Origin of the sequence: Solimonas sp. SE-A11, from assembly GCF_030345715.1 — a bacterium.
GTDB lineage: Bacteria > Pseudomonadota > Gammaproteobacteria > Nevskiales > Nevskiaceae > Solimonas_A.
This window is the reverse complement of the sequence record NZ_JAUASX010000009.1, coordinates 128,980-152,049: the sequence shown is the minus strand read 5'-3', so window position 1 is coordinate 152,049 and position 23,070 is coordinate 128,980. Positions and strand designations below refer to the sequence as shown.

Annotated in this window: 23 protein-coding genes; 2 read left to right on the top strand and 21 right to left on the bottom strand. The window is 67.3% G+C overall.

Annotation, left to right across the window (positions count from 1 at the left end; genetic code table 11):
- Window positions 1-8: 8 nt before the first annotated feature.
- From QT386_RS12240 to surE, 4 genes are read right to left on the bottom strand one after another with little or no spacing between them, the layout of a single operon-like run.
- Entirely contained in the window at window positions 9-854 is an 846-nt protein-coding gene (locus tag QT386_RS12240; protein ID WP_289274053.1) for a peptidoglycan DD-metalloendopeptidase family protein, read from the bottom strand.
- On the bottom strand, window positions 851-1,456 hold the full coding sequence (locus QT386_RS12235) for a DedA family protein (RefSeq protein ID WP_289274052.1): 606 nt from the start codon (window positions 1,454-1,456) through the stop codon (window positions 851-853). The genes QT386_RS12240 and QT386_RS12235 overlap by 4 nt, the downstream gene beginning before the upstream one ends.
- Entirely contained in the window at window positions 1,457-2,098 is a 642-nt protein-coding gene (locus tag QT386_RS12230) for a protein-L-isoaspartate(D-aspartate) O-methyltransferase (protein WP_367401431.1), read from the bottom strand.
- Window positions 2,099-2,154: 56 nt separating this feature from the next.
- The gene (gene surE, locus QT386_RS12225; protein WP_289274050.1) at window positions 2,155-2,901 is read right to left on the bottom strand and encodes a 5'/3'-nucleotidase SurE; all 747 of its coding nucleotides are present in this window, start codon (window positions 2,899-2,901) and stop codon (window positions 2,155-2,157) included.
- A gap of 70 nt (window positions 2,902-2,971) precedes the next feature.
- On the opposite strand from surE, the gene QT386_RS12220 reads away from it, so the two are divergent.
- Together QT386_RS12220 and QT386_RS12215 are read left to right on the top strand one after the other, a co-directional pair.
- Entirely contained in the window at window positions 2,972-3,520 is a 549-nt protein-coding gene (locus QT386_RS12220; protein ID WP_289274049.1) for a Smr/MutS family protein, read from the top strand.
- Window positions 3,517-3,924, top strand: a complete 408-nt coding sequence (locus QT386_RS12215; protein WP_289274048.1) for a hypothetical protein — start codon at window positions 3,517-3,519, stop codon at window positions 3,922-3,924. The genes QT386_RS12220 and QT386_RS12215 overlap by 4 nt, the downstream gene beginning before the upstream one ends.
- Here QT386_RS12215 and ispF read toward each other — a convergent pair.
- The 17 genes from ispF to bamA all read right to left on the bottom strand — a co-directional run bounded on the left by ispF (window position 3,921) and on the right by bamA (window position 23,041).
- Complete coding sequence (gene ispF, locus QT386_RS12210) at window positions 3,921-4,400, bottom strand: 2-C-methyl-D-erythritol 2,4-cyclodiphosphate synthase (RefSeq protein ID WP_289274047.1); 480 nt, start codon at window positions 4,398-4,400, stop codon at window positions 3,921-3,923. The genes QT386_RS12215 and ispF overlap by 4 nt on opposite strands.
- Window positions 4,397-5,080: a 2-C-methyl-D-erythritol 4-phosphate cytidylyltransferase gene (ispD, locus tag QT386_RS12205; protein WP_289274046.1), complete on the bottom strand. Its 684-nt coding sequence runs from the start codon at window positions 5,078-5,080 to the stop codon at window positions 4,397-4,399. The genes ispF and ispD overlap by 4 nt, the downstream gene beginning before the upstream one ends.
- A 43-nt stretch (window positions 5,081-5,123) precedes the next feature.
- Window positions 5,124-5,402, bottom strand: coding sequence for a septum formation initiator family protein (locus QT386_RS12200; protein WP_289274045.1), 279 nt, complete (start codon window positions 5,400-5,402; stop codon window positions 5,124-5,126).
- Window positions 5,403-5,411: 9 nt separating this feature from the next.
- Window positions 5,412-6,707, bottom strand: a complete 1,296-nt coding sequence (gene eno / locus QT386_RS12195) for a phosphopyruvate hydratase (RefSeq protein ID WP_289274044.1) — start codon at window positions 6,705-6,707, stop codon at window positions 5,412-5,414.
- Window positions 6,708-6,794: 87 nt separating this feature from the next.
- Window positions 6,795-7,304, bottom strand: coding sequence for a hypothetical protein (locus QT386_RS12190; RefSeq protein ID WP_289274043.1), 510 nt, complete (start codon window positions 7,302-7,304; stop codon window positions 6,795-6,797).
- 43 nt (window positions 7,305-7,347) lie between these two features.
- Window positions 7,348-8,184: a 3-deoxy-8-phosphooctulonate synthase gene (kdsA, locus tag QT386_RS12185; protein ID WP_289274042.1), complete on the bottom strand. Its 837-nt coding sequence runs from the start codon at window positions 8,182-8,184 to the stop codon at window positions 7,348-7,350.
- A 12-nt stretch (window positions 8,185-8,196) separates the two neighbouring features.
- On the bottom strand, window positions 8,197-9,885 hold the full coding sequence (locus tag QT386_RS12180) for a CTP synthase (RefSeq protein ID WP_289274041.1): 1,689 nt from the start codon (window positions 9,883-9,885) through the stop codon (window positions 8,197-8,199).
- 52 nt (window positions 9,886-9,937) lie between these two features.
- Window positions 9,938-11,227, bottom strand: coding sequence for a tRNA lysidine(34) synthetase TilS (gene tilS / locus QT386_RS12175; RefSeq protein WP_289274040.1), 1,290 nt, complete (start codon window positions 11,225-11,227; stop codon window positions 9,938-9,940).
- Window positions 11,228-11,235: 8 nt separating this feature from the next.
- Window positions 11,236-12,198, bottom strand: coding sequence for an acetyl-CoA carboxylase carboxyltransferase subunit alpha (locus QT386_RS12170; protein ID WP_289274039.1), 963 nt, complete (start codon window positions 12,196-12,198; stop codon window positions 11,236-11,238).
- A gap of 97 nt (window positions 12,199-12,295) precedes the next feature.
- On the bottom strand, window positions 12,296-15,901 hold the full coding sequence (gene dnaE, locus QT386_RS12165) for a DNA polymerase III subunit alpha (protein ID WP_289274038.1): 3,606 nt from the start codon (window positions 15,899-15,901) through the stop codon (window positions 12,296-12,298).
- Window positions 15,898-16,590: a ribonuclease HII gene (locus QT386_RS12160; RefSeq protein ID WP_289274037.1), complete on the bottom strand. Its 693-nt coding sequence runs from the start codon at window positions 16,588-16,590 to the stop codon at window positions 15,898-15,900. The genes dnaE and QT386_RS12160 overlap by 4 nt, the downstream gene beginning before the upstream one ends.
- Window positions 16,591-16,599: 9 nt before the next feature.
- A complete protein-coding gene (gene lpxB, locus QT386_RS12155; protein ID WP_289274036.1) occupies window positions 16,600-17,736 on the bottom strand; it encodes a lipid-A-disaccharide synthase in 1,137 nt (378 codons plus the stop codon).
- 13 nt (window positions 17,737-17,749) lie between these two features.
- A complete protein-coding gene (lpxA, locus tag QT386_RS12150; RefSeq protein ID WP_289274035.1) occupies window positions 17,750-18,532 on the bottom strand; it encodes an acyl-ACP--UDP-N-acetylglucosamine O-acyltransferase in 783 nt (260 codons plus the stop codon).
- A complete protein-coding gene (gene fabZ / locus QT386_RS12145) occupies window positions 18,529-18,996 on the bottom strand; it encodes a 3-hydroxyacyl-ACP dehydratase FabZ (RefSeq protein ID WP_289274034.1) in 468 nt (155 codons plus the stop codon). The genes lpxA and fabZ overlap by 4 nt, the downstream gene beginning before the upstream one ends.
- On the bottom strand, window positions 18,986-20,041 hold the full coding sequence (gene lpxD, locus QT386_RS12140) for a UDP-3-O-(3-hydroxymyristoyl)glucosamine N-acyltransferase (protein WP_289274033.1): 1,056 nt from the start codon (window positions 20,039-20,041) through the stop codon (window positions 18,986-18,988). The genes fabZ and lpxD overlap by 11 nt, the downstream gene beginning before the upstream one ends.
- A gap of 118 nt (window positions 20,042-20,159) precedes the next feature.
- Window positions 20,160-20,678: an OmpH family outer membrane protein gene (locus QT386_RS12135; protein ID WP_289274032.1), complete on the bottom strand. Its 519-nt coding sequence runs from the start codon at window positions 20,676-20,678 to the stop codon at window positions 20,160-20,162.
- Window positions 20,679-20,737: 59 nt separating this feature from the next.
- A complete protein-coding gene (gene bamA / locus QT386_RS12130; RefSeq protein WP_289274031.1) occupies window positions 20,738-23,041 on the bottom strand; it encodes an outer membrane protein assembly factor BamA in 2,304 nt (767 codons plus the stop codon).
- Window positions 23,042-23,070: the final 29 nt, after the last annotated feature.

Below are 23,070 nucleotides of genomic sequence, written 5' to 3'. Positions count from 1 at the left end.
GCCCCGCCCTACTTGGCCGCCGGCTTGGCCTTGGCCGGCAGGAAACCCACCGGATTCACCGGTTTGCCGCGCTCGCGGATTTCGAAATGCAGCAGCGGCTTGTTCTCCGGCCCGGAGCCCATCTCGCCGATCGGCTGGCCGGTGGTGACGACGTCGCCTTCCTTGACGTGGCGCTGGCGGTTGTAGCCGTAGGCCGACAGGTGGACCTCGTCGTGCTTGATGATGATCAGCTCGCCATAGCCCTTCAGGGCGTTGCCGCTGTACACCACCCGCCCAGGGGCGGCGGCGAACACCGGCTGGCCCACCGTCCCGGTGAAATCCAGGCCCTTGTTGCCCTGGGCCGGCTCATAGCCACGGATCACGGTGCCGTTGGTGGGCCAGGTCCATTGGAAGCCGGCGGTATCCACCACCACGGCGCCCGGGGGCTCCAGCGGCGGTGGCGGGGTGTCCGCGGTGATCGGCTCGGACTTCACCGGGGCGATATCGGCCTCGGGGGCGGCGGTGGTCTGGACATCGCCCTCGGTGTAGCGCGGCTGGGGTGCCGGCGGCGGCGCCTTCAGGCGCAGCACCTGGCCGGGGCGGATCAGGTAATCGGAGCCGATGCCGTTCCAGCGCGCCAGCTCACGGAAGTCCAGGTTGTTGCGGAAGGCGATGGCATAGACCGTATCGCCCCGCTGCACCAGGTGGTCATCCGCCCCCACCGCCCGCTCGGCGCGGACCGGGCTCTCGGCCGCAGTCGGACTCTTCTTGCCGTTGTAGACCGTGCGCTCGCCCTCCCAGGAGCCCAGGCCGGCGCAGCCGCCCAGCGCCAGGGCGCCCAGCGACAGCAAGCCGGAGCGCAGGGCGGCCTTCACGCGACGCCCCGGGGGCGGCGGCGCAGCAGGAACCACAGGCCGAAGACGGCCGTCAGCAGTACCGTCGCAATGGCCAGTTCGTGGGTGTACTCGGTGATGGCCAGGATCGCCGGCTCGCCGAAGTAGTAGCCGGCCGCCACCAGGATCGCGCACCACAGCGTGGCGCCCACCGTGGTGATGACCGCAAAGGGCAGCAATGCCATGCCGAACACGCCGGCCGGCAGCGAGATCAGGTGGCGGATCACGGGCAGCAGGCGCCCGACGAAGGTGGCCAGGTTGGCGTTCTTCAGGAACAGGGCCTCGGCTTCCTGGTACTTCTGCTCGTTGATCAGGAAGTACTTGCCGTAGCGCAGCAGGAAGGCGCGGCCGGCATAGCGGCCCAGCACGTAATTGGCACTGGCACCGATCAGGGAGCCCAGGCCACCTGCCGCCACCGCCAGGAAGGGGTTCAGCTGGCCCTTGGCGGCGAGGTAACCGGCCGGGATCATCACCAGCTCCGAGGGCACCGGGAAGAGGCTGGACTCCAGCGCCATCAGGAACACGATCTCGGCATAGCCGAGGTGCGACAGGATGCCGCTCAACCACTGACCAAAGGCTTCCATTCAGGCTTTTCCTGCTAGCAAGGGCACGAAACTCACGGGCGTCACGTCCTGCTCCTTGAAAGCGCCGGTGATACGGCGGTCGATGACACGCAGTACCTGCCCCCCCTGGGGGCCAACGGGAATGACCAGTCGGCCGCCCTTGTCGAGTTGCGCCAGCAGGGCCGGCGGCACGCTCTCGGCGCCGGCGGTGACCAGGATGCCGTCATAGGGCGCATACGGCATCCAGCCCTGCATGCCATCGGCGTAGCCGAAATGCACGTTGCGGCAGCCAACCTCGGTCAAGCGCTTGCGGGCGATCTCCGACAGCGGCTTGATGCGCTCCACGGTGAACACCACGTCCACCAGGTCGGCCAGCACGGCGGTCTGGTAGCCACTGCCGGTACCGATCTCCAGCACCCGCTTCAGGCGCTTGCCCTGCAGCAGCAGCTGCGTCATCAGGGCGACGATGTAGGGCTGGGAGATGGTCTGGGCGTGGCCGATCGGCAGGGCGTCGTTGTCGTAGGCCCGGGTCTTCAGCGCCTCGGACACGAACTCGTGCCGCGGCAGCTTGGCCATGGATGCCAGCACCTTCTCGTCGCTGATGCCGAGGCGGCGCAGCTCGTCGATCAGGCGCGAGCGCGGCGCCGGAACGGCCGCCGCCACGCCGCCATTGGCGGCGGCGCGCGCCTGGGCCGGCGTCTTGTTGCGCAGGTCGTACCTCACAGGCGGGCTGCCCATTGCCCCAGCCGGTCCAGTAGGCTGTGCCGTGTCAGGTCCACCAGGATCGGCGTGATCGACGCACGGTTCTGCGCCACGGCGTAGAAGTCGGTGCCCGGCCCGCAGTCGGCCTCGCCACCCGCGGCACCGATCCAGTAGATCGGCCGGCCGCGCGGATCGGCGGACTTGGTCACGGATTCGGCACGGTGGCGGTTGCCCAGGCGGGTGACCTCGAAGCCCTGCAGCTGCTCCCAGGGGATGTCGGGCACGTTGACGTTGAGGATGGTGTCGCCCGGCAGCGGGTCCTGCGCCAGGCGCTCCACCAGGCGCAGCGTCACGCGGGCGGCGGTGTCGTAGTGCTTCGGGTTGTGCGAGACGCAGGATACGGCGATGGCCGACAGGCCCAGGTGACGGCCTTCCATGGCGGCGGCCACGGTGCCGGAGTACAGGGTGTCGTCGCCCAGGTTGGCGCCGGCGTTGATGCCGGACACCACCATGTCCGGCTTGGTGTCGAGCAAACCGGTCAGCGCCAGGTGGACGCTGTCGGTAGGGGTGCCGTCCACGCACCAGACGCCGTCGGGATGGCACTGGGCACGGATCGGGTTCATCAGGGTCAGCGAATTGCTGGCCCCGCTGCGGTTGCGGTCCGGCGCCACCACGGTGACCTCGTGATGCTGGCGGAGGTGTTCATGCAGGCAGCGCAGGCCCGGCGCCATGCAGCCGTCGTCGTTGGAGAGCAGGATTTTCATGCGAACCGAATTAGCTGGCCCTAGTTTACCGGGTCAGGGGCTATGATGGTTGAGCTGGAAGGACTTTTTCATGACCAAGAACCCCGACGAAGACGACCGCGCCCTGTTCCGCGAGGCGGTCCGTGACGTGCGCCCCAAGGCGCCCAGCGAGCACATCACCCTGTCCGGCCGGCGGCTGTCCACCCTGCCGCGCTTCCGCGAGGCGGACGACCGCCAGGTCATGCGGGAGCTGCTGGAAGAGCCCGACGAGCTGTTCGAAAGCGGCGACACCCTCTCCTACCGGGCCGACGGCATCCAAGACAGCGTGTTCCGCAAGCTGCGCCGGGGCCAGTACCGCATCGAGAAGGAGCTGGACCTGCACGGCCTGAACCGCGACCGGGCCAAGGAGGCCGTGAGCCGCTTCCTGGCCCTGTGCCAGGACCAGGACCTGCGCTGCGTGCGGATCATCCACGGCAAGGGCAATGGTTCGCCCAACTCCGGCCCGGTGATCAAGAGCCTGCTCGATGGCTGGCTGCGCAAGCGCCGCGACGTGCTGGCCTTCTGCTCTGCCCGTCCCATGGACGGCGGCACCGGCGCGGTCTACGCGCTGCTGCGGCGCCAGGGCGGCGGACCGGCATGAGCACCGGCTTGGGCCGGACCCTGGTCCGCCTGGCCTGGCCCCTGCCCTGGACCCTGGCCGGGCTGCTGCTGGCCTTGCCGACGCTGCTGGGCGGCGGCTGGCAGTGGCGGCGCCTGGGGCCCACGGGCGCGCTGTTCGCCTACGGCGGGTTCGGGGGCTGGTTGCTGGCGCGGGGCTGGATCGGGGCCATCACCATCGGGCACCTGGTGCTGGCACGCGACGCCGAGACGATGGAACGCACCCTGGCCCACGAGCTGATGCATGTGCGTCAATACGAGCGCTGGGGCCTGCTGTTTCCGCTGCTGTACCTGTGGGCGTCCTGGGACGCCTGGCGCCGCGGCGGGCGGGCCTACTGGGACAACCGCTACGAGATCGAGGCCCGGCAGGCCGAAAGCCGAAGCTAGACGCCGGCCAGCAGCACTACCGCATGCGCCGCGATGCCTTCCTTGCGACCGATGTGCCCCATGCCCTCGTTGGTGGTCGCCTTGACGTTGACCCGGCCGATGTCCACGCCGAGATCCGCGGCGAGGGCCTCGCGCATGGCCTGGGTGTGCGGCGAGACGCGCGGCACCTGGGCGATCAACGTCAGGTCGGCGTTGACCACGCCGTAGCCGGCCTCGCGCACGCGGCGCATGACCTCGGCCAGCAGGCGGCGGCTGTCGATGCCCTTGAACTGCGAGTCCGTGTCCGGGAACAGCTTGCCGATGTCGCCACCGGCGATGGCGCCCAGCAGGGCGTCGCAGAGGGCGTGGATCATGGCGTCGCCGTCGGAGTGGGCGATGATGCGCCAGGCGCAGGGAATATGAACGCCGCCGAGGTGGACGCCCTCGCCGGCCTCGATGCGGTGCGCGTCGAAGCCATGGCCGATACGGATGTTCATGGGCTGTTCTCCTGTTGCTCCAGCCAGAACTCGGCCAGCGGCAGGTCTTCGGGGTAGGTCACCTTGATGTTGCTCTCGCGGCCACGCACCAGGCGCGGCTCGTAGCCGGCGCGCTCCATGGCGCTGGCCTCGTCAGTGACCGCAAGGCCCTGCTCGCTGCAGCCGCGCAGTGCCTGCGTCAGCAGGTCCAGCCGGAACAGCTGGGGTGTCTGGGCCCGCCACATGGACTCGCGGTCCACGGTGCCGGCCACCTTGCCCTTGCGGGCCTGCTTCAAGGTGTCGCTGACCGGCAGCGCCAGCAGGCCGCCCTGCTCGTCGGCCGCCTCCTCGCAGAGCTTCTCGATGTCGCTCCAGGCCACGCAGGGCCGTGCGGCATCGTGCACCAGGGCGTAGACCTCCTCGAAGGCGGCGGCCCGGCGGGCCACCATCTCCAGCCCTGCGAGCACCGACTCGGCCCGGGCGGAGCCGCCGGTGGTGGTGACGATGCGGGGATGGCGGGCAATCGGCAGGCGCTGGAACTCGGTGTCGTTGCGGGCCAGCACCACTACCACGCCGTCGATCCACTCGGACTCGAGGAAGGGCGCCAGGCTCCATTCGATCAGGGAACGGCCCCGCAGGGGCAGGTACTGCTTGGGACGGGCCGAGCCCATGCGCGTGCCGCCACCGGCGGCAGGAAGCACGGCCCAGTAACGCTCCTTGGAATTCACAGCGGCTGGGTGCGGCTTACTGCGAAACCACGAGATAGAAGGTCTCGTTCGACTTGATCATGCCCAGGGTGGTGCGGGCGCGCGCCTCGATGGCGGCAGTACCGGTGCCCAGGTCGCGGACCTCGGCATCGCGGGCGGCGTTGCGCGCCCTCAGCTTGGAGTTCTCTTCCTGCTGTGCCTGCACCTGGGACTTCAGGCGGTGGGTGTGAGCCACACCGCCGTCAGCAACCCACAGCCGCCATTGCAGCCCCGTCAACATCAGGGCTAGAACCGCAATGGCGACACGGTTGTTCATTTCCCTAGCTTACAGCACCACGGGAAAAGCGCCAGCACCCGGGTAGCGGGCGCGCTTGCCGAGCTCGCGCTCGATACGCAGCAGCTGGTTGTACTTGGCCATGCGGTCCGAACGGCACAGGGAGCCGGTCTTGATCTGGGTGGCCGTGGTGCCCACCGCGATGTCGGCGATGGTGGCGTCCTCGGTCTCGCCCGAGCGGTGGGAGACGACGCTGGTGTAGCCGGCGTCGGTGGCCATCTGGATGGCCTCCAGGGTCTCGGTCAGGGTGCCAATCTGGTTGGGCTTGATCAGGATGGAGTTGGCGGTGCCGCGGATGATGCCCTCGGCCAGGATCTTGGTGTTGGTCACGAACAGGTCGTCGCCCACCAGCTGCACCTTGTTGCCCAGCTTCTCGGTCAGGTACTTCCAGCCCTTCCAGTCACCCTCGGCGCAGCCGTCCTCGATCGAGATGACCGGGTACTTGGCGCAGATGCCGGCCAGGAAGTCGGCGAACTGCTCGGAGGTGTAGCTCTTGCCCTCGCCGTGCAGGGTGTACTTGCCCTTGGCGTAGAACTCGGTGGACGCCACGTCCAGGCCCAGGTAGATGTCCTTGCCCGGCTTGTAGCCGGCCTTCTCGATGGCCTGCAGCAGCACGTCCAGCGCCGCCACGTTGGACGGCAGGTCGGGGGCGAAGCCACCCTCGTCGCCCACGGCGGTGTTCAGCTTGCGGCCCTTGAGCACGCCCTTGAGGGTGTGGAACACCTCGGCACCCCACTGCATGGCCTCGGAGAAGCTCTTGGCGCCGACTGGCAGGATCATGAACTCCTGGATGTCGACGTTGTTGTCGGCGTGGGCGCCGCCGTTGATGACGTTCATCATCGGCACCGGCAGGGTCACGCTGGAGATGCCCCCCAGGTGGCGGTACAGCGGAAGGTAGTTCTCGGCGGCGGCGGCCTTGGCGGCAGCCAGCGACACGGCCAGGATCGCGTTGGCGCCCAGGCGCGACTTGTTCTCGGTGCCGTCCAGCTCGATCATCGTGCGGTCGACCAGGCCCTGGTCCTGCGCGTCCAGACCGAGCACGGCCTTGGCGATCTCGCCCTCGACGTTCTTCACGGCCTTCTGCACGCCCTTACCCAGGAAACGGGCCTTGCCCTTCTTGGGAGCGCCGTCACGCAGTTCCACCGCCTCGCGGCTGCCGGTGGAGGCACCGGACGGCGACGCGGCGCGGCCGCGGGCGCCGGAATCCAGGACGACCTCGGCCTCCACGGTCGGATTGCCGCGGGAGTCGATGATTTCAAGGGCGGTGACTTGGACGATGTGGGACATGGGCTCGGCTGTTCGTGTGGTGCGGATTTCGGGCCGCATTGTAGTGGAGGGGCGCAAGCCCCGCCACGCGGGCGTTTGACGCTGCTCTCAGTGCTGCGTGAGGCGCCTGCAGGCCGCGCGCAGCAAGGCCCGCGAGTAGAGAAGGTGCAAGTCCAGCAGGGCGCGGAAAACCGACCCCAGGGGATCGCCGCCCGGTGCGGAACCGCGGGCCGGCACGATGGCGGAACCGAAGTGGAGGCATGTGCCTTCCGCAGATGGCGCCGCCTGCAGCCAGGAGCGGGTGCGGCCGGCGGCCATGAGCAGTTCGTCCGCCCGCCGCTGCTCGACCTGCCAGGCCGCGAAGTCCCCGCGCTGGCCCGAGGCCAGCTGGCGCGCGGCGGCGTCGCTGGACGGACGGAATACCAGGGTGAGGAGCAGCCGCTCCAGCCTGAACAGCGGCGTGGTATAAAAGGCCTCGACGAACTGCGCCGTCGAGATGTCGCCGGCCATCTCGGCGACGAAGCAGTCCGTGTAGCTGCCGGCCAGTCGATGGGCGTCGAGCAGTGAGCCTGCCGGTACCGGGCAGGCTTCCACATGGCGCAGGATGCTTCGATTCATGGACTGCGCACCGGATCGGCTCGCCGTCTCATGAAGCCCCGGCTCAGGCGCCGAGCTGCTTCTCGAGCAGGCCGCTCTTCTTGACTACGCGATCCAGCTCCACCAGCGTCTCCAGCAGGTTGCCGATGTGCTTCAGCGGCAGCGAGTTGGGGCCGTCGCAGAGGGCGGAATCCGGGTCCGGATGGGTTTCCAGGAACAGGCCGGAAACACCGGCGCCGATGGCGGCGCGGGCCAGCACGGGGATCATCTCGCGCATGCCGCCGGAGGCGTTGCCCTGCCCGCCCGGCAACTGCACGGTGTGCGTGCCGTCGAACACCACCGGGGCGTACTTGCGCATGATGGCCAGGCCGCGCATGTCGGCGACCAGGTTGTTGTAGCCGAAGCTGAAGCCGCGCTCGCAGAGCATGAACTGGTGCGGGGCAACGGCGGTCATCTTTTCGATGACGTTGCCCATCTCCCAGGGCGACATGAACTGGCCCTTCTTGACGTTGATCGGCCGGCCGGTCCTGGCCACGTTCTGCATGAAGTTGGTCTGGCGGCAGAGGAAGGCCGGGGTCTGGATCACGTCGATGACGGAGGCGACCTCGCCCAGCGGGGTGTCCTCGTGCACGTCGGTCAGCACCGGCACGCCGATCTGCTTCTTCACCTCTTCCATGATCTTCAGGCCGCCTTCGAGGCCCGGGCCGCGGTAGCTCTTATGCGAGCTGCGGTTGGCCTTGTCGAAGCTGCCCTTGAAGATGTACAGGATGCCAAGCTTATCCGCGATCGGCTTGATGTGGCCGGCGACTTCCAGCGCCAGGTCCTGGGACTCCAGGGTGTCAGGGCCGGCGATCAGGAACAGGGGCTGGTCGAGACCGATCTCGCGTCCGCAGAGTTTCATATCAGGAGCCCCTTAGGCGACTTTGGCGGGGCTGACGCTGCCCGGCTGGCTGGACTGGTTGGCGATGTGGTGCTCGCGGGCGGCGCGGATGAAGCCCTCGAACAGCGGATGGCCATCGCGCGGCGTGGAGGTGAACTCCGGGTGGAACTGGCAGGCCAGGTAGAACGGGTGGTTCGGCAGTTCGATCATCTCGACCAGCTCGTTCTCGGCCGATTCCGCCACCAGGTCCAGGCCGTTGTCGGACAGGATCTGCTTGTAGTTGTTGTTGAACTCGTAGCGATGGCGGTGACGCTCGGAGATGATCTCCGCGTTGTACAGCGCGCGCGCCTTGGAGCCGGCCTTGAGGCGGCAGGACTGCACGCCCAGGCGCATGGTGCCGCCCTTGCCGGTCTGGCTGCTGCGCTGGTGCACCGAGCCGGTGGCGTCGCGCCACTCGGTGATCAGGCCGATCACCGGGTGCGGGCTATGCGGGTTGAACTCGGTGGAGTGCGCACTGCCGAGGTTGCAGACGTTGCGCGCATACTCGATCACCGCCACCTGCATGCCCAGGCAGATACCCAGGTACGGGATGTTGTTCTCGCGGGCATAGCGCGCGGCGGCGATCTTGCCCTCCACGCCACGCTCGCCGAAGCCGCCCGGCACCAGGATCGCGTCCATGCCCTGCAGCAGACGCACGCCCTGGGTCTCGATGGCCTCGGACTCGATGTAGCGGATCTTGACGCGCGTGGCGGTGTGCAGGCCGGCGTGGGCCAGCGCTTCGTTCAGTGACTTGTAGGCGTCGGCCAGGTCCACGTACTTGCCGACCATGGCCACCTGCACGTCCAGGTCGGTCTTGCCGCGGGCTTCCACCAGCCAGTCCCAGGCCGACAGGTCGGGCTTGCGCAGCTCCAGGCCGAAGTGCTCGACCACCAGCTGGTCCAGGCCCTGCTGGTTGAGCCAGGCGGGTATCTTGTAGATGTCGTCGAGGTCGATCGCGGCGATGACGGCCTGGTAGGGCACGTTGGTGAACAGCGCGATCTTGCGGCGCTCGGAGTCCGGCAGGGTGCGCTCGGAGCGGCACAACAGCACGTCGGGCTGGATGCCGATGCCGCGCAGTTCCTTCACGGAATGCTGTGTCGGCTTGGTCTTGAGCTCGCCGGATGCCTTCACGTAGGGCACCAGCGTCAGGTGCATGAACAGGGCATTCTTGCGACCCAGCTCGTGGCCCATCTGGCGGATGGCTTCGATGAACGGCAGCGACTCGATATCGCCCACCGTGCCGCCGATCTCGACGATGCAGATGTCGCAGCCGGCGGCGCCCTTGCGGATGCCCTGCTGGATTTCGTCGGTGATGTGCGGGATCACCTGCACCGTCTTGCCCAGGTAGTCGCCGCGGCGCTCTTTCTCGAGCACGTTGCGGTAGACCTGGCCGGTGGTCAGGTTGGAATAGCGCGTGGTCTTGCCACGCAGGAAGCGCTCGTAGTGTCCGAGGTCAAGGTCCGTCTCGGCGCCGTCTTCGGTGACGAAGACCTCGCCGTGCTGGAAGGGGCTCATGGTCCCCGCATCGACGTTGATGTAGGGGTCCAGCTTGATCATGTGGACCTTGAGACCGCGCGATTCGAGGATCGCGCCCAGGCTGGCAGCGGCAATGCCTTTGCCAAGAGAGGACACCACGCCCCCGGTTACAAAAATGAATCGCGTCTGCTGCGGCGCGTCGGGCATGGGAATCATCGGCAGGAAGTTTGAGGGATTTTACAGGCTGACCCTCCCCCTCTCAATGTTCCACGCGACAAAGTTGCTCCGGGACACCGGGAATCTCGTGATGCCAGGCCACTTCCGGCGCTCCTTCGGCACGCCAGAAATCAGCCACGGCCAGCAATTCCCGCCCCTGCCAGACCAGGGGCGTGCGCTGGCGCACCCAGACCGGCACGCCGGCCTCCTGGAACAGGTTCTTGAGGCTACGGCGGTGCTTGGCGCCAGCCGGGCGCAGTTCCTCACCGCCTGCCGCAAAGCGCACGGTCAGCGCCCGGGAGCTGGCGCGCGGCAGGACCAGCCGGCCGCAGCCGGCCGGCAGTTCCAGCTCGCGCCGCCGCGTCCAGGCCAGTTCGAGATCCTTGGGCGGAGGCGGCAGCAGTGGCAGCCGGTACAACCGGTCGCGGTAGCGGCGCAGCTCGGCCTGGCCGTGACGCAGCCGCGGGGCGCCGTCGGGGCGCGCCGCCAGCAGCTCGCGGCCGATCCGCTCCAGCAGGTCGGCCGGGGGCGGCAGGCCGCCATCGGCCAGCCAGTGGCGCAGCAGGTTGTTGCGGCGCGGGGCCGAGAGCCCCTGGAGTGCCGCAATGGACAGCCCCCCGTCGTGGCGGGCGACCTGCAGGTCGGCCTGCGCCAGCTCGGCCAGCAGGCCATTGGCCTCGGCGGCGTGGCGCGAGAACCGAGCCAGGCTCTCGGCCGCCTGCGGCCAGCGCTGCTGCAGCCGGGGCATGACCTCGCGGCGCAGCCAGGAGCGGGCGTAGGCCGGATCGCGGTTCTGCGGGTCCTCGACCCATTCCAGCCCCTGGACGTGGGCATGCTCGCGCAGGGCGTGACGCGGGATATCCAGCAATGGGCGCCAGAGCTGGCCGGGGCCGAACGGGGCCAGCGGCGCCATGCCGGCCATGCCGGTGACGCCGGTGCCGCGCATCAGGCGCAGCAGCAGGGTTTCGGCCTGGTCGTCCCGGTGGTGGGCAGTCACCAGGCAATCCCCGGGGCTCATCAGGGCGCGCAGGGCGTCGTAGCGGGCCTCGCGGGCGGCGGCTTCCAGGCCGCCGGGGTGCTTGCGGTCCACCTCGACCCGGCACAGGGTCAGGGGGATGCCGAGGCGGCGGCAGTAGCGGCGGCAATGGGCCGGCCAGCCATCCGCCGCCGGCTGCAGGCCGTGGTGGACGTGGACCGCGCGCAGGCGGCGCGGCGACGCCTGGGCCAGCAGCTGCAGCAGGACGGCCGAATCGCAGCCGCCGCTGTAGGCCACCCAGAATCGCCCCCCCCGCGGCAGCTGCGGCAGCGCGGGCAGCTGCAGCGAGGGGCTCACGGCGGGGCTCAGTTGAGCCGGTCGTGCGCGCCGTAGGACATCAGGCGCTGGTAGCGGTTGGCCAGCAGCTGCGGCATCGGGGTATGGCGCAGGCGCTCGAGGTTGGAGATGAGCTTCTGCTTGAGCGTGTTCATCATCGCCGCCGGGTCGCGGTGGGCACCGCCCAGCGGCTCCGCCACGACCTCGTCCACCAGCTTGTGCTGGAACAGGTCGCGCGAGGTGATGCGCATGGCCTCGGCGGCCTCCGGGGCCCGGCCGGCATCCTTGAACAGGATGGAGGCGCAGCCTTCCGGCGAGATCACCGAGTAGATGCTGTACTGGAGCATCATCACGTGGTCGGCCACGCCGATGGCCAGCGCGCCGCCGGACCCGCCCTCGCCTGTCACGGTGGCCAGCACCGGCGTGCGCAGGCGCGACAGCTCGAACAGGTTGCGGGCGATGGCCTCGGACTGGTTGCGCTCCTCGGCACCGATGCCCGGGTAGGCGCCCGGGGTGTCGATGAAGGTGAGTACCGGCAGGTTGAACTTCTCCGCCAGTTTCATGATGCGCAGCGCCTTGCGGTAACCCTCGGGCTTGGGCATGCCGAAGTTGCGGTAGACGCGCTCCTTGGCATCGCGGCCCTTCTGCTGGCCGATCACGCAGACCGCGCGGCCTTCCAGGCGGGCGACGCCGCTGACGATGCTCGGATCATCGGCATAGTGGCGATCGCCGTGCAGTTCTTCCCATTCGGTGAAGAGTGTCTTGATGTAGTCCAGCGCATAGGGGCGCTGCGGATGGCGCGCCAGCTGGGCCACCTGCCAGGGGGTCAGGTTGGCAAAGATCTGCTCGGTCAGCTCGCGGCTCTTGAGGTCGAGCCGTGCAATCTCCTCGGTGAGGTTGACCCCGCTGCCGGAGGTGGCGAAACGCAGCTCTTCGATCTTCTGCTGCAGTTCGGCAATCGGTTGCTCGAAATCCAGATAGTTCAGGTTCATGTTCGGTCCGTCGAACCGGGGGCTGGGGACGGGAGACTAGGGGCTGAAAGCTTACGCTTTCGATACTCCCCGGTCCCACCCCCAGCCACCAGCCCCTTTATTCGTCGTCTCCGCCCCCACCACCGGAAAACGCGCGATCAAAGCGGCGCTCGGTCACGGGGGGTGCATATCGCTTGTACGTCACTTTAACGCAGTCCGGGCCGGCAATCTGCTGTATGGAGGTCAGGCAATTTTCATCCAGGCGCAGCTTCCAGTCGGCGGCCAGGTCCAGGATGCAGGCCTGCCGCCCGTTCCGGTAGTGCACGACCATTCCGACCGTGCCCTTCATGTTGGGCTTCAGCGCTTTGTGCAGCACCTGGACGTCGGCCACCGGCTTGCCCCATTCCAGGGCAAGTTTCACCGGGTAGTCACGCATGATGTCCGACAGTGCCAAGAACTCCGGCCGGTACATGCGCGGCTCGGATTCACGCCCGTCCCGGGGCGGCGAAGCACCGATCTCGGCGATCACGAAGACCAGGCCGTCGAGCTTGACCACCGGCTGCAGGTGGGGCCAGGCATCGACGTCGATCCAGGTGGACAACTGTGCCGTCTGGTCGTCCACAGTGATCTTGTAGCTGGCGCGCCCGCTCTTGCCGTCGGCGGTCTTGTCGCCCTTGAAGAAGCGCACGTCAGTGACCCAGGCGGCGAACATGACCTTCTGGCGCGGCTGGAACTGGACCTTGCCGTCCGCGCCGACCACGGGCGGCTTGGCGTACTGCTCGATCAGCGGCCGCATGCGATCGGTGCAGACCTGCTCGATGATCTCCTGATAGGCATCGATCGGATGACCCGAGAGATAAAACCCCAGGGTGTCGCGCTCGTGGGCCAGCTTCTCGCGCTTGAGCCAGTCCTGCACTTCCTCGGGTGGCTCGATGCGCTCGACGGGCGTGGAACTGCCGCCCCCCAGGCCGAACAGGTCCACCTGTCCGCTGTCCGCCGACTGTGCCGCCTTTTCCGCCAGGCCCAGGGCCTTGGGCAGCGAGGCCAGCAGCGACGGCCGGTTGAGGCCAAATACGTCGAGCGCGCCGGAGTAGATCAGGGCCTCGAGCACGCGCTTGTTGGCCTTCTTCAGGTCGATGCGGCGGCAGAAGTCGAACAGATCCTTGAAGGCACCGTTCTTCTCGCGCTCGGCCACGATGCCCTCCAGCGCCGCCTCGCCCACGCCCTTGATGGCGCCCATGCCATAGAGGATCTGGTTGGGGCCGGGCACGGTGAAGCGGTAGAAGCTGCGGTTGATGTCCGGCGGGATCATCTCCAAGCCCATGCGCAGGCACTCCTCGCGCATCAGCACGACGGAGTCGGTGTGCTGCATTTCACACGACAGCACCGCCGCCATGAACTCGGCCGGGTAATGCGCCTTGAGCCAGGCGGTGTGATAGCTGACCAGGGCGTAGGCGGCGGCGTGCGACTTGTTGAAGCCGTAGTCCGCGAACTTCGCCATCAGGTCGAAGACCTTGCTGGCGATCTCGCCGTCGATCCCGCGACCGGTGGCGCCGGTAGTGAAGATCTCGCGCTGCTTCTCCATCTCGGCGCGGATCTTCTTGCCCATGGCGCGACGCAGCAGGTCGGCGCCGCCCAGCGTGTAGCCGGCCAGGCGCTGCGACATCTGCATGACCTGTTCCTGGTACACGAAGATGCCGTAGGTGGGCTGCAGCACCAACTCCATCTCCGGGTGCAGGTACTCGATCTTGCTGGTGTCGCGCTTGTTCTCGCAGAAGGTCGGGATGTTCTCCATCGGACCCGGTCGGTACAGCGACACCAGGGCGATGATGTCCTCGAAGCAATCCGGCTTCAGATCGCGGCTGGCCTTCTGCATGCCCGGAGATTCCATCTGGAACACCGCCGAGGATTCGCCGCTCTGGTAGATCTTGCGGAAGGTTTCCTGGTCGTCCAGCGGCAGGGCCAGCATGTCCAGCGGCTTGCCGTGCTGGCGCACGATGGTGTTCACCGCTTCCCGGATCACGGTCAGCGTCTTCAGGCCCAGGAAGTCGAACTTCACCAGGCCGACGACCTCGAGGTCCTTCATGTCGAACTGGGTGCGCATGCCGGCGCCGCCCGGTTCGCAGAACAGCGGGGCGTAATCGGTCAGCGGCTTGGGCGCGATCACCACGCCACCGGCATGCACGCCGACGCCACGCGTGGTGCCCTCCAGCGCCAGCCCCAGGTCCACTACCGCCTTCACTTCCTCATCGGTGTCGTACAGGCTCTTGAGCTCCGGCACGGTGTCCAGCGCATCCACCAGCGTGGCGCCCGGCGTACCCGGCACCAACTTGGAGATGCGATCGCCGAAGCCGTAGCCATGACCCATCACGCGCGCCACGTCGCGGATCACGCCGCGCGCGGCCATGGTGGCGTAGGTGATGATCTGGCCCACGTGCGGACGACCGTACTTGTGCGTGACGTACTCGATCACGCGGTCGCGGTTGTCCATGCAGAAGTCGACGTCGAAGTCCGGCATCGACACGCGCTCCGGATTCAGGAAGCGCTCGAACAACAGGTTGTACGGCAGCGGATCGAGGTCGGTGATGCCGGTGGCATAGGCCACCAGCGAGCCGGCACCCGATCCACGGCCCGGCCCTACCGGGCAGCCGTGGGTCTTGGCCCATTCGATGAAGTCCGCCACCACCAGGAAGTAGCCGGCGAAGCCCATCCTCTCGATGATGCCGAGCTCGTAATCGAGCCGCTGCCAGTATTCCTCCTCGGGCTTGGCCAAGGTGATCTCGGTGAAGCGGCGCTTAAGACCGTCTTCCGACACTTTGCGCAGCCAGGTGTTCGTGTCATGCCCTTCCGGCACCGGGAAGTTCGGCAGGTGGTAGGGCGGCGCGAACTTCAGCGTCAGCGTGCAGCGCCGCGCGATCTGCAGCGTATTCTCGATGGCCTCGGGGATGTCGGCGAACAATGCCTGCATCTCCTCGGCGGACTTCAGGTATTGCTCGGGCGTGTAGTCCCGTGGACGCTTGTCGTCGCCCAGCACGCGCCCCTGGGAAATGCAGACACGTGCCTCGTGCACGTCGAACTCGTTGCGCGACAGGAAGCGCACGTCGTTGGTGGCCACCACCGGAATCTGCAGATGCCGCGACAGCGCACAGGCGGCCTGCACCCATTCCTCGTCGCCGGGACGCTGGCAGCGGCTGATCTCCAGGTACAGGCGCCGCGGATAGATCGCGGAGAGTTCGCCCAGCGCGGCCTTGGCGGTTTCCACCTGGTCGCTGGCCGCGGAACGAAAGCAGCTGCCGTCGCGCCCCGTCAGCGCGATCAGGCCTTCGGCATGCGGCGCCAGCCACTCGCGCTTCACCAGCGGCTGGCCGCGCTGCTGGCCATCGGTATAGGCCAGCGAGATCAGCTTGGTGAGATTGCGATAGCCGGTGTCGCTCTGCACCAGCAGCGTCAGGCGCTCCGGCGCCTCGCCGGCGGCGCGTTCCTCCAGCCGGATGTCGGCGCCGATCACCGGCTTGATGCCGGCGCCCTCCGCCGACTTGTAGAACTTCACCATCGCGAACAGGTTGTTGATGTCCGTGACGGCAATGGCGGGAAACTTCAGTTCGGCCGCGCGCGAGGTCAGCGTGGCACCGACGCCGCCGCCCTTGCGCTTCGGCGGCTCCACCCGGACGATGCCGTCGGTCAGCGAGAACTCGGTGTGCAGGCGCAGGTGGACGAAGCTCATGACAGACGGGAATCGGGAATGGGGAATCGGGAATCGTTGGAAGCGGCATCGTGGTCTTTTACGATTCCCGATTCCCCATTCCCGATTCCCGGGAGCTCCATCTGCATCACCGGGGCAAATCCGCGCCGATGAACGACGCTGGGCCCCTGCCGCCTGAGCGCAGTCAGGTGATCCGGCGTTCCGTAGCCCTTGTGCTTGGCGAAGCCGTAACCCGGGTATTCGGCGTCGAGTCGCTGCATCTCGCGATCACGCGCCACCTTCGCCAGGATCGAGGCGGCCATGATCGGCGAATGGATGGCGTCGCCCTCCACCACCGCCTCGGCACTGCAGGGCAGCCCAACCGGCAGGCGGTTGCCGTCGATCAGGCAGTGTTGTGCGGCAGGACTGAGCATCTGCACCGCGCGCTGCATGGCCAGCATCGAGGCATGCAGGATGTTGAGCCGCTCGATCTCGTCGACCTCGGCGCGGGCGATGGCGCTGGCCACGGCGCGGCGCTGGATCAGGTCGAACAGGTTCTCGCGCTGCAATGCCGTGAGCTGCTTGGAATCGTCCAGGCCGCGGATGCCGTGGCCCACGTCGAGGATCACGGCCGCGGCGTAGACCGGGCCGGCCAGGCAGCCGCGCCCGGCTTCATCCACGCCGGCGACGAAGGTATGGGTATAGCTGGAGATGGCGACCCGGCGAGGCATGCGTCGATTCTAGGCCAGCAGTCCGGCAATGGCGTCGGCCGCTCGCCCGGCGGCGTCGCGGCGCAGTTCCGTGCGCACGGCGTGGAACTGCGCCAGTTGGCGGCGGCGCGGTTCGCCATCCGCCAGCAGCAGGCTGACTTCCTCGGCCATGCGCTCCGGCGTGGCGGCGTCTTGCAACAGTTCGGTGACGGTCGCTTCGGCCGACAGCAGGTTGGGCAGGCTGACGTAGCGCGTCTTGAGCAGGCCGGCCTTGAGCATCAGCCAGGCGGTGAGCGGCGAGCCCCGGTAGGCCACCACCATCGGCCGGCCCAGCAGCAGGCATTCCAGCGTGGCGGTACCCGAAGCCAGCAGCACCGTGTCGGCGGCGCGCATGCATTCGCGCGAACGGCCTTCGACCACGGTCCAATCCAGCCCAGGGGCATGCTCCCGGATCACCTGCTCCAGACCCGCACGCAGCTTGGGCTTGGCCACCGGCGTGACGAAGCGGATACCGGGGTGCTGCTGCGCCAGCAGCCTGGCCGCCTGCGCGAAGGGCTCGCCCAGGTACTTGAGTTCGGAACCGCGACTGCCGGGGAGGATCGCCACCAGCGGGCCGGCCGCCGGCAGGCCGAGATCGGCGCGCGCCGCCGCCGGCGTCACGGCGTCATCCAGCTCATCGGCCAGCGGATGGCCGATGTAGTCGGCCGGCACGCCATGCTCGGCGTAGAACTTCGGCTCGAAGGGGAACAGGCATAGCATGCGGTCCACCGAACGGGCGATGGTCTTCACCCGCCCCTGCCGCCATGCCCAGACCGAGGGGCTGACCACGTGCACGGTCTTCAGGCCTCGCTCGCGCAGACGGCGCTCCAGGCCCAGATTGAAATCCGGGGCATCGATGCCGATCACCACGTCCGGGCGGTCCTGCAGGAATCGGCGTAGCAGTTCCGCGCGCAGGCGGAACAGCCGCGGCAGCGCCGGGATCACCTCGGCGATCCCCATCACCGACAGCACGTCGATGGAAGCGATGCCCTGGCAACCGGCCGCCTCCATGCGTGGGCCGGTGACGCCGTAGATCTGCGCCTGCGGATAGCGCTGCTTCAGGGAGCGAACGATGGCGGCGCCGAGGATGTCCCCGGACAGTTCGCCTGCCACCAGCGCGATACGCATCGGCGACACGACCCTAGCGCGACAGCGAACGCTTGGAGGTTTCGATGAAGTGCAGCGTCTGGCCGGCATGCTCGGAGGTCTTCGCCATCTCGGCGAGCTTTTCCTTGACCTCGGCCATGATCGCGCCGGACATGTAGATCAGCTTGTAGGCGTCCTTGATCTGGTCGATCTGCTCGGCGGTGAAGCCGCGCCGCTTGAGGCCCTCGCTGTTGATGCCACGCGGACGGGCCGGCTGGCCCTCGGCGATGACGAAGGGCGGCAGGTCGCGCAGCACCACGGTACCGCCGCCGGTGAAGGCGTGGGCGCCGATGCGGCAGAACTGGTGTACCAGTGTGTAGCCGCCGAGGCCGGCATAGTCCTCGATGGTGATGTGCCCGGCCAGAGTGGTGCCGTTGGCCAGGATGGTGTGCGAGCCCACCACGCAGTCATGCGCGATGTGGACGTTGGCCATGATCCAGTTGTCGTTGCCGACGCGGGTGACCCCGGTATCCTTCAGCGTGCCGCGCTGGATCGTCACATACTCGCGGATGGTGTTGCCGTTGCCGATCTCCACCGAGGTGGCATCTTCGTAGCGGGCCGTCTTGTCCTGCGAGATCTCGCCGATGGAGCTGAACTGGAAGATGCGGTTGTCGCGGCCGATCTTCAGCGGGCCGCGGAGCACCACGTGCGGGCCGATCCAGGTGTTCTCGCCGATCTCCACGCCCGGCCCGATGACCGTGTAGGGACCGACTTCGACGGAAGGGTGCAGCCGCGCATCGGCATCGACGATGGCGGTGGGATGGATTTTCGAGGTCATCGATCGCTCCCGGTATCGCGGCCGGCATTCTTCAGCACGCAGATCATGTCGGCCTCGCAGGCCAGTTCGTCGCCGACCTTGGCCTGGGCGCAGAATTTCCACAGGTCACGCTTGTGCTTGTCCAGGCGGATGTGGAAGGTCAACTGGTCGCCTGGCACCACCGGGCGCTTGAAGCGGCAGTTGTCGATGCCGGCGAAGTACAGGATGTAGCCGGAGTCGCAGCGCAGGCCGGACTTCATCACGGCCAGCAGGCCGCAAGCCTGGGCCATCGCTTCCAGCTGCAGTACGCCAGGCATGGTCGGCAGGCCCGGGAAATGGCCCGGGAAGAAGTTCTCGTTGTAGGTGACGTTCTTCAAGGCCACCAGGGTGCCGGCCTCGGCATCCACCGACAGCACGCGATCCACCAACAGGAAGGGATAGCGGTGCGGCAGCAGCTTGAGGATTTCGCGGATATCAAGATTCACTGGATTCATTGTCCTGTTCCCGGGGGGCGAGTTGCAGGTGGCGCTCGACCTCGCGCAACCGCTCCTCAAGGCGCGCCAGGCGCCGGATGCGTGCCACCGTCTTGCGCCATTCGCGAGCGTCGCTGAGCGGCAGGCCAGAGCCGTAGACGCCCTTTTCGGTGATGGAATTGGTGACCATGCCGCGGCCGAGGATGACGACGTCGTCGGCGATGGTGATGTGCCCGGCCATGCCCACGGCGCCTCCGATCAGGCAGCGTGCGCCCACCGTGGTGCTGCCGGCGATGCCGGTGCAGGCGGCGATGGCAGTGTCGCGGCCGATGCGGCAGTTGTGGGCAATCATGATCAGGTTGTCGAGGCGCACGCCGTCCTCGATAACCGTATCCTCGATCGCGCCGCGGTCGATGCAGGTGTTGGCGCCGATCTCGACATTGTCGCCGATGACGACCGTGCCGAGCTGCGGCACCTCTTCCCAACCGTTGGGGCCGCGGGCATTGCCGAAGCCGCGAGAGCCGACCACGGCGCCCGGCTGCAGCGTGCAGCGACCGCCGATACGCACTCGTGCGCCGATATGGACTTGCGCCACCAGGCGGGTGCCGGGGCCGATCACGGCATCGCGGCCGACGATGCAGCCGGGCCCGATGTAGGCACCCTCGCCCAGCTCGGCGCCGGCTTCGACCACCGCGTTGTAGCCGACATGGACGCCGGCCGCGAGCCTGGCCTGGGGCGATACCTGGGCGCCGGCTTGGATACCGGGCACGAATTCGCGGTCCGGATCGAACAGCACGGCCAGGCGCGCGTACGCCAGGTAGGGGTCCTTGGCGACGAGCCCAGGGGTGGTCAGCGACGCGGCATCGCGCGGGCCGACGATGACGGCGGCGGCGCGGGTACCCGCCAGCTGGGTGCGGAACTTGGGGTTGGACAGGAAGCCGATGCAGCCCGGCTTGCCGGGATCCAGCGAGCAGACGCCCTCGATGAGCGTGCCGCCCTCCCCCTTGAGTTCCAGACCGAATCTTGCGGCCAGGTCGGCCAGGCTATACGTGGTCATGCGGCGATTATCGCAGGTCCAGAGGGCCTACGCCCCCTCCCGGGGCCCGTGGTCGAACGTGGGCCTCAACGAAAAACGGCCCGCGGCAAGCCGCGGGCCGTCCTTGAAAAACAAGTGTTTACTTGCCGCCGCCAGCCTGCAGGCGCTTCAGCACCTCGGCGGTGATGTCCACCGAATCGGCGGCGAAGATCGGGTCCTGCACGACCACGTCGGCGCCCTTCTCCTTGGCCACCTGCACGATCACGCCCTTGATCTTGGCCATCATCTCGGTGGTCAGCTGGCGGTCACGGTTGGCGAAGTCTTCCTGGAACTGGCGCTGCTTGTACTGCAGGTCGAGCTGGCGCGTGGTCAGGTCCTTCTCACGCTTGGAGGCATCGGCGGCGGAGAGCACGTCGCGCTCCTTCTTGAACTTCTCGGCATCGTCGACGAAGCGCTTGGCTTCAGCTTCGAGTTCGTTCTTGCGGCGGTCGAATTCCGCCTTGATCTTGTCGGCTCCGGCCTTGAACTGCGGCGACTGCTGCACCAGCTCTGCGGCGCGGATGCTGAGAACCTTGCCATCGGCGGCCATCGCCGGGACGGCGAGCACCGCTGCGGAAGCCAGGGCCATGACGCTGATGATTCGGGTGAAGTTACGCATGTTGGATCTCGGTGTTCCGTCTATGAATGGAGTAATGGTGACAGGAGAATCTGTTGCTATTAGAAGCCGCCGCCGAAGCGGATCTGGAAGCGGTCCACCTCGTCGCCCTGCTCGTCGTTGAGCGGGAAGGCGTAGCTCAGGTCCAGCAGGCCGAGGAACGGCGTGAACCAGGAGAACGCGATACCGGCGGACTGGCGCAGGCTGGAGGTATCGAAGTCGCCGGGCTGGGCAAATACCTGGCCGACGTCGAAGAACAGGTTCAGTCGCGTCGACTTGCCGTCACTGGCGATCGGCAGCGGGATGATCAGATTGTTCTGCGCCGTGGTGCGGAACTTGCCGCCGTACGGGTTATCGAATGGCGTATCGCGCGGGCCCAGCGAGCCGTCGCGGTAGCCGCGCACCGTGCGCGGGCCACCGGCGAAGAAGTGCTCGTAGGGCGGGACTTCCTGGTCGTTACTGTAGGTATCCACCAGGCCGATGGAGCCGTTCATTTCCAGGAACAGGCCCTTGTAGATCGGCACGTACTGCTGGCCGCGGTAGCTGACGTTGTAGAACTCGATGTCGCTGCCCGGCATGCCGAGGTCGAAGCTCAGGGAGTGCAGCGAGCCGCGGTCCGCGAAGAAGGTGCGGTTGCGCGTGTCGTAGGTGATGCCGGTGCGGAACGAGTAGTTGAGGAAGCGCGTGCCGTTCTCGATCACGAATTGCAGCACTTCGTCCGACGAGGAACCCGCGAAGGTCTCGATCGAGGTTTCGTCCAGGCCGAAGCCCGCGCGCAGGGTCATGAACTCCGACAGCGGGATGCCGTAGGTCAGGTTGAGGCCCAGCACGTTGGTGTTGAAGCCCGAGCTGTAGCGGATCACCGACTCGGAACTGCGGTAGAACGCCGACACCGTCTGGCTGATGCCGTCGGCGGTGAAGTAGGGATCGGTCCAGGACAGGCTCAGGGCCTTGGAGATCGAGTTGTTCTCCGCAGAGACCTCGACGCGGTTGCCGGTACCCAGGAAGTTGGTGTGCGTCAGGCTTCCGGTGATCAGGAAGCCCTGCGCGCCGGAATAGCCGACGCCGAACTGCACCGATCCGGGCGGGCGTTCCTTGACCTTGAACTGGATGTCGACCAGGTCGTCGGAACCGGCCACCGGGCGCGTATCGACCTCGACGTCCTCGATGAACGGCAGGCGCGCCAGACGCACGCGCGAACGCTCGACCGCGCTCTTGGAGAACGGGGCCGCTTCGAGCTGGCGCATCTCGCGACGCAGGGTCTCGTCGTTGGTGCCGAGATTGCCGCTGAAGCCGATACGACGCACGTAGGCGCGCTTGCCGGGCTGCACGACGTAGTTGAGGCTGACCAGCCGGCTGCCTTCTTCCACCTCGGGGACCGGATTGACCTCGGCGAAGGCGTAGCCGATGTCGGACAACGCGGCCTCGATGCGATTGGCGCTGTCGGTGGCTTCCTTGCGCGAGAAGATGTCGCCTGCCTTGGTGGTGACCAGGGCGTTGAGGAACTGCTCGTTGAGGATGGTCTCGCCCGAGAAGCGGCGATCCTTGATCTTGTAGATCTCGCCCTCTTCCAGGTTCACGGTGATGTAGATCGAGTCCTTCTCAGGCGTCAGCGCCACCTGCACGGAGGAGACGTTGGCCTTGAGGTAGCCACGGTCCTGGTAGTAGGACTGCAGCTTTTCCAGGTCGCCGACCAGCTTCTGCTTGGAGTATTTGTCGCTGCTCTGGAAGGGCATCCAATGGGTGCCCTCGAGGCTGAACTGCTTGAGCAGCTCGGCGGTCTCGAAGGCCTTGTTACCCAGCAGGTTGATGTCCTTGATGCGGGTGACCTTGCCCTCGACCACGTCAATCTTGATGCTGACGCGGTTACCCTCTTCCTCGGTGACCTTGGCCTTGATGTCGACGTCGTAGTAGCCGTTGGCGTAGTACTGGCGGCGCAGTTCCTGCTCGACGCCGTCGAGCAGCTCGCGCTTGAACAGCTCGCCTTCTGCCAGGCCCAGGTCCTTCAGCGACTTCTTGAGGTCGTCGCCGCCGATCTTCTCATTGCCCTCGATCGTGAAGCTGGTGATGGAGGGGCGCTCCTTGATCACGATCACCAAGGCGTCGCCGTCACGCTGCAGCTGCACGTCCTGGAACAGGCCGGAGCCGTACAGCGAGCGGATCGCCTGGCGCGAGGTGGCGTCGTTGAGTTCGTCTCCGACCGACAGCGGCATGTAGGTCAGGATCGTCCCGATCTCGAGGCGCTCCAGTCCGTCGGCCCGGATTTCCTTGATCGTGAAAGGCTGGAAGGCATGGGCCTGGCCCGCCAACACGAGCGCCGCGATAGCGCTGGCCAGCGCCGTTTTCTTCGTTCTCAGCGGTTTCACTGATCTGGTTTCTTTTTTAGTCGGTGCCG